The sequence below is a fragment of the Pedococcus sp. NPDC057267 genome (assembly GCF_042668795.1).
Classification (GTDB): Bacteria; Actinomycetota; Actinomycetes; order Actinomycetales; family Dermatophilaceae; genus Pedococcus.
Window position 1 is genome coordinate 17,940 of record NZ_JBHUYG010000057.1, and the last position, 9,766, is coordinate 27,705.

9 protein-coding genes are annotated in these 9,766 nt (G+C 72.2%); 1 reads left to right on the forward strand and 8 read right to left on the reverse strand.

Annotation, left to right across the window (positions count from 1 at the left end):
• Genes kdpB through kdpF form a run of 3 tightly spaced genes read right to left on the reverse strand, consistent with a single transcriptional unit; the run spans window position 1 to window position 3,802 of the window.
• Window positions 1-2,046 carry a potassium-transporting ATPase subunit KdpB gene (gene kdpB, locus ACFUC1_RS13140; RefSeq protein WP_379120416.1) on the reverse strand — a complete coding sequence of 682 codons (2,046 nt, stop codon included), beginning with the start codon at window positions 2,044-2,046 and terminating at the stop codon, window positions 1-3.
• Window positions 2,043-3,692 carry a potassium-transporting ATPase subunit KdpA gene (gene kdpA, locus ACFUC1_RS13145; RefSeq protein WP_379120418.1) on the reverse strand — a complete coding sequence of 550 codons (1,650 nt, stop codon included), beginning with the start codon at window positions 3,690-3,692 and terminating at the stop codon, window positions 2,043-2,045. The genes kdpB and kdpA overlap by 4 nt, the downstream gene beginning before the upstream one ends.
• The gene (kdpF, locus tag ACFUC1_RS13150) at window positions 3,692-3,802 is read right to left on the reverse strand and encodes a K(+)-transporting ATPase subunit F (protein ID WP_379120420.1); all 111 of its coding nucleotides are present in this window, start codon (window positions 3,800-3,802) and stop codon (window positions 3,692-3,694) included. Before kdpF ends, kdpA begins: the two co-directional genes overlap by 1 nt.
• A gap of 148 nt (window positions 3,803-3,950) precedes the next feature.
• On the opposite strand from kdpF, the gene ACFUC1_RS13155 reads away from it, so the two are divergent.
• The gene (locus ACFUC1_RS13155) at window positions 3,951-4,703 is read left to right on the forward strand and encodes a DUF4118 domain-containing protein (RefSeq protein ID WP_379120422.1); all 753 of its coding nucleotides are present in this window, start codon (window positions 3,951-3,953) and stop codon (window positions 4,701-4,703) included.
• A gap of 19 nt (window positions 4,704-4,722) precedes the next feature.
• Here the strand turns inward: ACFUC1_RS13155 and ACFUC1_RS13160 are convergent, their stop codons facing one another.
• The 5 genes from ACFUC1_RS13160 to ACFUC1_RS13180 are packed head-to-tail and all read right to left on the reverse strand — an operon-like array spanning window position 4,723 to window position 9,555.
• On the reverse strand, window positions 4,723-4,848 hold the full coding sequence (locus tag ACFUC1_RS13160) for a hypothetical protein (RefSeq protein ID WP_379120424.1): 126 nt from the start codon (window positions 4,846-4,848) through the stop codon (window positions 4,723-4,725).
• Entirely contained in the window at window positions 4,845-6,017 is a 1,173-nt protein-coding gene (locus ACFUC1_RS13165) for a multidrug effflux MFS transporter (protein WP_379120426.1), read from the reverse strand. The genes ACFUC1_RS13160 and ACFUC1_RS13165 overlap by 4 nt, the downstream gene beginning before the upstream one ends.
• 52 nt (window positions 6,018-6,069) lie before the next feature.
• Window positions 6,070-6,273, reverse strand: a complete 204-nt coding sequence (locus ACFUC1_RS13170) for a DUF6186 family protein (RefSeq protein WP_379120428.1) — start codon at window positions 6,271-6,273, stop codon at window positions 6,070-6,072.
• Window positions 6,270-6,815, reverse strand: coding sequence for a hypothetical protein (locus ACFUC1_RS13175; protein ID WP_379120429.1), 546 nt, complete (start codon window positions 6,813-6,815; stop codon window positions 6,270-6,272). The genes ACFUC1_RS13170 and ACFUC1_RS13175 overlap by 4 nt, the downstream gene beginning before the upstream one ends.
• Before the next feature lie 49 nt (window positions 6,816-6,864).
• Window positions 6,865-9,555, reverse strand: a complete 2,691-nt coding sequence (locus tag ACFUC1_RS13180; protein WP_379120431.1) for a DNA translocase FtsK 4TM domain-containing protein — start codon at window positions 9,553-9,555, stop codon at window positions 6,865-6,867.
• Between the last annotated feature and the right edge of the window lie 211 nt (window positions 9,556-9,766).

The following is a 9,766-nucleotide window of genomic DNA, read 5'->3' on the forward strand; positions in this document are numbered from 1 at the left end:
TCAGCTCAATCCGGGGAGTAGGGAGACGACGAGGTCGATGGCCTTGATGCCGACGAAGGGCACGACGATGCCGCCCAGGCCGTAGACCAGGAGGTTGCGGTTCAGCAGGCTGCTGGCGCTGCTGGGCCGGTAGCGCACACCGCGCAGGGCCAGCGGGATCAGCGCCAGGATGATGAGCGCGTTGAAGATGACCGCGGACAGGATCGCGGACCTCGGCGAGGCCAGGCCCATGATGTTGAGGGCGTCGAGACCGGGGAACAGCGCCACGAACATCGCGGGGATGATCGCGAAGTACTTGGCGATGTCGTTGGCGATGGAGAACGTCGTGAGGGCACCCCTCGTGATGAGCAGCTGCTTGCCGATCTCGACGATTTCGATCAGCTTGGTGGGGTCCGAGTCGAGGTCGACCATGTTGCCGGCCTCCTTCGCCGCGGACGTGCCGGTGTTCATGGCCACGCCCACGTCGGCCTGGGCGAGGGCGGGGGCGTCGTTCGTGCCGTCACCGGTCATGGCGACGAGGCGGCCACCCTCCTGCTCGGCCTTGATGAGCCGCATCTTCTCCTCGGGCGTGGCCTCGGCCAGGAAGTCGTCGACGCCGGCCTCCCGGGCGATGGCCTCGGCCGTGAGTGGGTTGTCGCCGGTGATCATCACCGTGCGGATGCCCATCCGGCGCATCTGCTCGAAGCGCTCACGCATACCCGGCTTCACGATGTCCTTGAGGTGGACCACGCCGAGGACCCGTGCAGGCTGTTCTCCGTCCTGCTCCGCCACGACGAGCGGGGTGCCACCGGATGCGCCGATCCGGTCGGCCAGGCTGGTGACGCGCTCGTCTACCGTCCCGCCCGTCTGGCGCACCCAGGCTGCCACCGCCGAGCCGGCGCCCTTGCGGATCCGGGTCCCGTCGGGGAGGTCGACGCCGGACATCCGCGTCGTCGCGGTGAACTCGACGAACTCGGCTCCCTGCAGGGACAGTGCCTCCGCCGTCTGCGAACCGCCGACCCCGTATGCCGTGTGGGCCAGCTCGACGATCGACCGGCCCTCGGGCGTGGAGTCGGCGAGCGACGACAGGTGGGCCGCCCGAGGGAGGTCCCGGGCGTCGTGGTCCTCGACGCCGATGAGCTCGCTGGCCTGGCGGTTCCCGAGCGTGATGGTGCCGGTCTTGTCGAGCAGCAGCGTCGACACGTCGCCCGCGGCCTCGACGGCCCGGCCCGACATGGCCAGCACGTTGCGCTGCACGAGCCGGTCCATGCCGGCGATGCCGATGGCCGACAGCAGCGCGCCGATCGTGGTCGGGATGAGGCAGACGAGCAGCGCGACGAGGACGATCACCGACTGCGAGCGACCGGAGTAGACCGCCAGCGGCTGCAGGGCCATCACCGTCACGAGGAAGATGATCGTCAGCGTCGTCAGCAGGATCGTCAGGGCGATCTCGTTCGGGGTCTTCTGCCGCTGCGCGCCCTCGACGAGGGCGATCATCCGGTCGATGAAGCTCTCGCCGGGCCTCGTCGTGATCCGCACGACGATCCGGTCGGAGAGGACCGTGGTGCCGCCGGTGACGGCGCTGCGGTCACCCCCGGACTCGCGGATCACCGGGGCCGACTCACCGGTGATGGCCGACTCGTCGACGGTGGCCACTCCCTCGACGACGTCGCCGTCGCCCGGGATGACCTGACCGGTCTCCACGACGACCGTGTCGCCGACCCGGAGCTCCGACCCCGGCACCTGCTCCTCGGTGCCGTCCTCAAGGACGCGGCGGGCCATGGTCTCCTTCTTGGTGGCCCGCAGCGACGCGGCCTGGGCCTTGCCACGGCCCTCCGCGACCGCCTCGGCCGCGTTCGCGAAGAGGACGGTCGCCCAGAGCCAGCCCGCCACCGACCAGCTGAAGACGCTGGACTCCTTGACCGCGAGGCCGGTGGTGAGCAGCGAGCCCACCCAGACCACGAAGATCACCGGCGAGTGCCAGACGTGCCGGGGGTCGAGCTTGAGGAGTGCCTGCGGGACGACCTCCCTGAGGGAGTGCCCGCCGGTGATCGTGTGCTTGGTCATGACAGAGCCTCCGCAATGGGCCCGAGGGCCAGGGCAGGGAAGAAGGTGAGGCCGGCGACGATCAGGGCCACGCCCGTCAGCAGGCCCACGAACAGGGGCGTGTGGGTCGGCATGGTGCCGGCCGTCGCGGGCCGGGGCTGCTGCTCGACGAGGAGCCCGGCCAGCCGCAGCACGAGCAGCATCGGCACGAACCGGCCCAGGAACATGCACGCGGCGAGCGTCAGGTTGTACCAAGGGGTGTCGGCGGTGAGCCCGGCGAACGCGCTGCCGTTGTTGTTGCTCGCCGAGGCGTACGCGTACATCACCTCGGTGAGGCCGTGGGGTCCCGAGGCGAGCATCGTCGACCTCGGCCCGTCCAGCACCAAGGCCAGGCCGGTGAAGACCAGCACGAGGATGGGCATCACGAGGATGTACAGCGCCGCGCACGTGACCTCGCGACGACCGATCGTCTTGCCGAGGAACTCGGGGGTCCGTCCGACCATGAGACCGGCGATGAAGACGGCGATGATGGCGACGACGAGGATGCCGTAGAGCCCGGACCCCACGCCTCCGGGGGAGATCTCGCCGAGCACCATGTTCGCGAGGACGGCACCTCCGCCGAGCGGGCTGTAGCTCTCGTGCATGGAGTTGACCGCGCCCGTCGACGTCCCGGTGGTGGACGCGGCGAACAGCGTGGAGGCCCACAGGCCGAACCGCTGCTCCTTGCCCTCCATGACGCCGCCCGGACCGCCTGACGCCGCGACCTCTGCGGCCGTCGTCGCGGCGAACCCAGCGGCCCAGAGCACCCCTGCGAACCCGAGCACGGCCCAGCCCTGGCGTCGGTCGCCGACCATGAGGCCGTAGGTCCGGGTGAGTGCGAACGGGATGAGCAGCAGGAGGAAGATCTCGACGAGGTTGGTCACGGCGTTCGGGTTCTCGAAGGGGTGCGCGGAGTTGGCGTTGAAGTACCCGCCACCGTTGGTGCCCACCTCCTTGATCGCCTCCTGCGACGCGACCAGGCCGCCCCGGACCACCTGGCTGCCACCCGAGAGGGCCTTCACGGTCTCCGGCGCCGACAGGTTCTGCACGACGCCGCCGACGAGCAGCACGACGGCGGCCACTGCGGCGATCGGCAGGAGCACCCGCACGGTGCCGCGCACGAGGTCGACCCAGAAGTTGCCGACGTCGTGCGCCGAGCGGCGTGCGACCGCGCGGACCAGGGCGATCGCGACCGCCATGCCGACGGCGGCGGAGACGAAGTTCTGGACGGTCAGCCCGACCGTCTGCACGATCGGCGTGGCCCCCACCTCACCGGCATACGACTGCCAGTTGGTGTTGGTGACGAACGAGACCGCGGTGTTGAGGGCGGTGGTGGCCCCCATGCCCTTCGACCCCTGGCTCAACGGCAACCGCAGCTGCACGACGATGAGGGCGAAGAGCGCGACGATGCTCACCACCGAGAAGGCGGCCACGCTCACGGCATAGGTCCTCCAGCCCTGCTCGGAGTCCGGGTCGACGCGGACGAGCCGGTAGAGGGCGCGCTCGACCCGCCAGTGGCGTGTGTCGCTGTACACGCGGGCCATCCACGCGCCGAGCGGGTGGTAGCACAGGGCCAGCAGGGCGATGAGAAGTCCTGACGTCAGCAGACCGCTGACGGTCTCGGACATCAGAAGCGCTCCGGTCGGACGAGCGCGTACACGAGGTACACGAGCAGGGCTGTGCCGGCGACGGCGGCGATGATGTTCTCGATCACGGCCCCAGTGAAGGACCCGCGCACGGCGTCGAGGCCGCTCTTGACGGCGTGGTGACGGGTGTTGACGCGTTCTTGACGGGCCGCCCACGAGGCGGCGCCCAGGGGTGGCCCACGGCATCAGGAAGGCATCAAGCCCCTTGACCTCCCGGGGCTGCGGGTGCCTGATGTTCACGTGAGATTCGACGAGCTCCTCATCGCGCGCCGGTCCGTGGTGGGCGCGGTCGCGCTGGCCGTGCCCTTCCTGTTCTGCGCGTCACTGGCGGCGGCCGGCCGGCCCATCCCTGATGCCAGTGCCGTCGTGGCCCTGGTGCTGGTCATCGTGGCGGCGTCGGCCACCGGTCTGCGCTCGGCGGGTCTCTGCGCCTCGATCTCGAGCGCCCTCAGCTTCGACTACTTCCTCACCCGGCCCTACGAGAGCCTGGACATCAGCAGGGCCGAGGACATCCAGGTCGCCGTCCTGCTGCTGCTCGTCGGCTTCGCCGTCAACGAGCTCGCCCTGTGGGGACAACGCCAGCGTGCGGCTCTCGGGCGTGAGCGCGGGTACCTCGACGGGGTGATGGCGACGGCCGAGGCCGTGGCGACACCGGACGGCGCACCGGACGACGTCACCGCGGCCGTGGCTGCCAGGATCCGCGACGTGCTGCGCCTCGACTCGTGCGCGTACCACCCCTCGGAGCACCTGCCGGGTGGTCCGGTGCTCGCGCGCGACGGCACGGTGACGCGGTCCGGCATCTCCCTGGACGTCGACCGCAACGGGTTGCCGATCGACGAGGTCGTCCTGCTACCCGTCCAGGCAGGGGGGCACCAACGGGGCTACTTCACCCTGACTGCCGCGTCCCGGGTCTCGCGCCCCACGGCCCAGCAGCGCAGGGTCGCCGTGCTCCTGGCCGACCAGCTCTCGGGGATGCTCGGCGTCAGCGGCTGACACCACAGCTGCTGGGGCGTCAGCCGCTGGCAGCGGCGAGCCGTCCGCGCAGCGTCAGCGCCGCGGTGACCGCGGCCAGCGAGGCGGTGAGGGCCATGACCAGGGCCATGGGCACGGCCGAGCCGGAGCCGAGGAGCCCGATCACCGGCGCGGCCGCACCGCCGCTGACGAACTGGGCCGCACCCAGCATCGCCGCCGCCGTGCCGGCGCCTCGCCGTGGCGGGTCAGCGCCAGAGCCGGGGTGTTGGGCAGCGTCAGCCCGCAGGCGAAGAGGATCAGCCACAGCGGCACGAGCACGCCGGCCAGGCCGCCGGCGCCGGTCGCCGCGGCGGCGAGCAGCGCCAGCGCCGCAACCGTCGCGGTGCCCACGCCGAACCGCACCAGGACCTGCGGCTCGAAACGGCGCAGCAGCACCGGGTTGAGCTGCGATCCGGTCAGGAACCCGACCGAGTTGAGCCCGAAGGCGAGCCCGAACTGCGCGACCGTGAGGCCGTAGATGTCCTGCAGCACGAACGACGATCCGCCGATGTAGGAGAAGAGCGTCGCGAACATCAGGCCGCTGATGAGCGTGAGCCCGATGAAGGTGCGGTCACGCAGCAGCGAGCCGTACGTCCGGAGGACCTCGCGCGCGGCCAGCGGTCGCCGCCGTTCCTGCGGGAGCGTCTCGCGCAGCGCGAGCGCCGCGACCGTGACCAGCGCGACCCCCGCGACCGCGAGCAGGACGAACACCCCGCGCCACGACGTCTTCTGCAGGATCGCCCCGCCGAGGGTGGGCGCGAGCACCGGCGCCAGCCCCATGACGAGCATCAGCCGGGACAGCATCGTGGCTGCGGCGTTCCCCTCGAACCGGTCCCGCACGATCGCCATCGAGACGACGGCGACCGAGGCGTTGCCGAGGCCCTGCAGCACGCGCCCCACGGTGAGGAGCTGGATCGTCGGGGCGAACGCCGAGAACACCGACGCCGCGACGTGCAGGGCGATGCCGGCGATCAGCGGTCGCCGGCGGCCGACCGCGTCGGAGAGCGGCCCGACGAGCAGCTGGCCCAGGCCCATCCCCAGCAGGATCCCGGTGAGCGTGGCCTGCACCGCCGGCTCCGACGCGGACAGGTCCCGGGTGATCGACGGCAGCGCCGGCAGGTAGGTGTCGATCGTCAGCGGCCCGATGGCGATGAGGGCGCCGAGGACCAGGACGAACCGCACGTATGCCGCGCCGGTGGGCGCGTCGTCGACGACGGTCGAGGCCGGCGGCCCCGACAGCGCCGCGGCCCCCGGGTCGAGGGCGGCGTCGGCACGGGTGTCTGGCGCTGCGGTCACGAGGGGCGCAACGACGGTGGCCCCGCGATCCATTCCGGAGTCGGCCTCCGTCTCAGGCGGCGAGCAGGAAGTGCCACCCCAGCCACCACCACACGAGCAGCAGGACCAGCTGCCCGGCCCGCGTCCGGGCTGCGCTGCGCACCACGTCCGGCACGCCGGCGAGCAGGTCCGGTCGCCGCCGGGCGACGGCCGTGGCCAGCAGCAGTCCCCCGAGGAGCACCGCGTAGACGGCGATGGTGGCTGACCGGCTGCTCACGGGGCACCCCCGGGCCCCGGTCCGCGGTCGGCGAGCAGCCGCAGCAGCCGCCACCCCGCGAGCACCCAGGCTGCCGCGACCAGCGCCCTCGCGGGGTGGTCGCCGAGCATCGGGTCCACGAGTGCGCTGAGCGTCGGGTGGTCCGGGTTGTCGGTCCACGCGTCGGGCTGCGCCAGGAAGCTGACGAGCTCGACCACGCACCCGGCCAGCAGGATGGTCACCCACACCCACGTGCGCGCGAGTGGCTCCGACTCGAGCGTGGGTGCCCCCGAACCGGCGCGCAGCAGCACGAGCAGCGCGACCACGCCCACCGCGGCCAGCACCACCTGCACGAGCGCCGAGTCGCGTGGCTGGAGCGCCACGGTGCCGCCGACGAGCAGGGCCGCGCCGGCGCCGGTCCACCGCGAGGCCAGCCCGGCGGGGGCGCCGCGCGTGGCCAGGTCGCGCCGCAGCAGCACCAGCATGAGCACGCCGGTGCCACCGAAGACGGCCACGTCGACGACGTTCGCCCGCACGACGTGGACGACGGCGGCGCACAGCACGATCCCGAGCGCGGGTCCGGGCCGTGCCCGCTCGCGCCCCGGTGGACGGTCAGTCCCGGCCGGTGAGCTCCCAGGCGTCCTGCGACTCCTCGACCTCCTCGACCCCGGCGAACTGCGCCGCGACGGGGTCGTTGGCATACCGCGGGTCCGCGGCATACGCACCTGTGGGCACCTCGCCCGTGGAGTCCTCGGCGCCCTCACCGGCCTCGACGTCGAAGACGGGCTCGGGGTCCGGCACGTCCTCCCCGCGCATGAGCGCGAGCGTGGTGGGCAGGTCGTCGGGCTTGACGAGCACGTCGCGCGCCTTGGACCCCTCGGACGGGCCGACGACGCCGCGGGACTCGAGCAGGTCCATGAGCCGCCCGGCCTTGGCGAAGCCGACTCGCAGCTTGCGCTGGAGCATCGACGTCGAGCCGAACTGCGTCGTGACGACCAGCTCGGTCGCCTGCAGCAGCAGGTCGAGGTCGTCGCCGATGTCGTCGTCGACCTGCTTCTTGGCCGCCACGACCGTGACGTCGTCGCGGTAGTTCGGCTTCAGCTGGTCGGTGACGTGCTTGACGACCTGCTGGATCTCGGACTCCGTGACCCAGGCGCCCTGGACGCGCATCGGCTTGCTCGCACCCATCGGGAGGAACAGCGCGTCACCCTGGCCGATGAGCTTCTCGGCGCCCGGCTGGTCGAGCACGACGCGGCTGTCCGCGAGGCTCGAGGTCGCGAAGGCCATCCGGCTGGGCACGTTGGCCTTGATCAGGCCCGTGACCACGTCGACGGACGGGCGCTGCGTGGCCAGGACGAGGTGGATGCCGGCGGCACGCGCGAGCTGGGTGATGCGGACGATCGACTCCTCGACGTCGCGCGGGGCCACCATCATGAGGTCGGCGAGCTCGTCGACGATCACCAGCAGGTAGGGGTACGGCTGGATGACCCGCTCGCTGCCCGGCAGCGGCTTGACCTTGCCGGACTTGACCGCCTTGTTGAAGTCGTCGACGTGCTTGTACCCGAACTGGGCGAGGTCGTCGTAGCGCGTGTCCATCTCGCGCACGACCCACTGCAGCGCCTCAGCGGCCTTCTTCGGGTTCGTGATGATCGGGGTGATGAGGTGCGGGATGCCCTCGTAGCCGTTGAGCTCGACCCGCTTGGGGTCGACCAGCACCATGCGCACCTCGTCCGGGGTGGAGCGCATGAGGATCGAGGTGATCATCGAGTTGACGAAGGACGACTTGCCGGCGCCCGTGGCACCCGCGACGAGCAGGTGCGGCATCTTCGCGAGGTTGGCCACGACGTAGCCGCCCTCGACGTCCTTGCCGACGCCCATGACCATCGGGTGCTCGTTGCTGCGGGCCGCCTGGCTGCGCAAGACGTCGCCGAGGCTGACCTTCTCGCGGTCGGTGTTGGGGATCTCGATGCCGATGGCGGACTTGCCCGGGATCGGGGACAGGATGCGGACGTCGGCCGAGGCGACGGCATACGCGATGTTCTTGGAGAGGGCCGTGACGCGCTCGACCTTGGTGCCGCGGCCGAGCTCGACCTCGTACCGGGTCACGGTCGGGCCGCGGGTGAAGCCGGTGACCTGGGCGTCGATGTCGAACTGCTCCATCACCTGGGTCAGCGCCTCGACGACGCGGTCGTTGGCGGCGCTGCGGGTCTTGTGCGGCGAGCCGGGCTCGAGGATCGCGTTGTCGGGCAGCGTGTAGGTGACGTCGCCGGCGAGCGCGAGCTGCTCGACACGCTGCGGCAGCGGCGTGGTCGGCGGCGCCTCCAGCGGGGCCTTGACCTCCACGGCCGGGCTCTGCGCGGCGCTGCCGGGTGCCTTGTCGCCGGCGGGCGGCAGGACACCGGGAGCGGTGGGCCGCTTCTGCCCGGGGCGCAGGCGTTTGCCGTCCTTGTCGACGAGCGCGGCCTGCTCGAACGCCTCATCCCCCTCTAGGGGGCCTTCGGGCTCGGGCCGGCGCCGGCGTCGGGGCTTCTCCGCGACGGGCTCGGGCACCGGCTCCTCGAGGTGCTCGCGGTGCAGCAGGTGGTCGCGCAGCTCGGCGAGCCGCTCGGGGATCAGGTGCACCGGGGTGGCGGTCATCACGAGCAGGCCGAAGACGCCCAGCATGAGCAGGATCGGCACGGTGCCGTAGACGGAGACCGCCGCCTCGAGCGGGCTCGAGGCGAGGAAGCCGATGATGCCGCCGCCGTCGCGCATCGCGTCGGCGCCCTGCGGCGGCTCGGGCACCCCGGCCGCCACGTGGGTCAGGCCCGAGGCGGCGAAGGCGAGGGCGCCCATCCCGATGCCGATGCGCGAGTTCGCTGCGCCCTCCTGGGGGGCGCGCAGCAGGCGGACGCCGAGGAAGAGCAGGGCCAGCGGCACGGCATACGCGACGCGGCCGAAGGTGCCGGCCACGACGGCGTGGATGACGTCGCCGACCGGGCCCTGGAAGGACCACCACTCGCGCGCGGCGACGACGATGGCCAGGCCGAGCAGGAGGAAGCCGAACCCGTCGCGACGGTGCTCGGGCTCGAGGTCACGGGCACTGGTGCCGACGCGGCGGACCGCACCCCCGGCGACGTGCGCCATGCCCATCCAGGTGCCCCGCAGCGCGCGCAGGGGCAGCGGGAGGCCGCCGCCCTTGGGCGCCTTGCCCTTGCCGCGCGTGGCGGCGGTGCGCGGCGCCGCCCCGCGCCGGTTGGCCGGGCGGGTCGCGGTGCTCCGGCCGCTCGAGGAGCGCGTGGGGGTGGACGGACGTGTCGCCATGCTCCGCAGGGTACGCGACCGTCCCACCGGACACACGCGTCACACGCACCCCGTGGCCAGACATTACGCCCCGCACCCCTCCCCCGAACGGGTGAGCGGGCGGTCTCCACTTCGGTCCGCACCTGCGCCGGGCCGTTCCCCGGCCGGGGTGGCGGGTGCCACGCTTCGTTCTGCGTCTGGCGGGGCCTGCGCCGGCGAACCGACCACGCGT

Coding starts and splice junctions, on each gene's coding strand:
- kdpB (WP_379120416.1), bottom strand. CDS start 2,046: ATGACCAAGCACACGATCACCGGCGGGCACTCCCTCAGGGAGGTCGTC.
- kdpA (WP_379120418.1), bottom strand. CDS start 3,692: ATGTCCGAGACCGTCAGCGGTCTGCTGACGTCAGGACTTCTCATCGCC.
- ACFUC1_RS13180 (WP_379120431.1), bottom strand. CDS start 9,555: ATGGCGACACGTCCGTCCACCCCCACGCGCTCCTCGAGCGGCCGGAGC.